We start from the raw sequence: 547 nt of genomic DNA on the forward strand, positions 1-547 counted from the left end.
TATACAGTTTCCCATGTAACTCCATTAATATTATGAACAATCATAATACATTCACCGTAACTAGATGAAAGATACGAGCGACTAACTTTCCCACTAGCCGCTGCATAAATCGGATGATAGCCTGCTTGGGCAAGGTCTATCCCATGATGATCCGGTCTGTCACCCCTAAAACCACTTGTTACTCTCGTTATATCTGTTGGATAAATAAATGTTGCCATATAAATCTTCCTTTCTATTTCTATATTGTCTATATTTATTATTTTTTAAATATATTGTAGGTTTCCCAACCTTAAAGTGAACAAGACAGAACATTCCCCTATTGTTATCTACTATTAAAATACCCATCTTGTAACCATAAGTTAAATGTCACTGAAATTAGTCAAAAATATCGAAAGCTATTATCTATATAACTAACTCTTCTTGCCTAAAACACCGTTTAAAGATAAAAAACAACTCTTAACAGAGCTGTTTTTTTATCGAATATCTACAATGTCAAAGTGTTTCTCTGGTGCCCAACTATTCCCACCAATATCAATCCAGCCTTCTT

The 547-nt window shown here is 33.6% G+C and carries 1 protein-coding gene; it reads right to left on the reverse strand.

Features of this window, described 5'->3' with window-relative positions; translation table 11 throughout:
* A partial coding sequence (locus AC3WVA_RS29295; RefSeq protein WP_492322433.1) for a M23 family metallopeptidase occupies positions 1-218 on the reverse strand: 218 nt, incomplete at its 3' end.
* Positions 219-547 lie beyond the last annotated feature (329 nt).

This window comes from Bacillus sp. EB106-04-02-XG92, assembly GCF_058791995.1.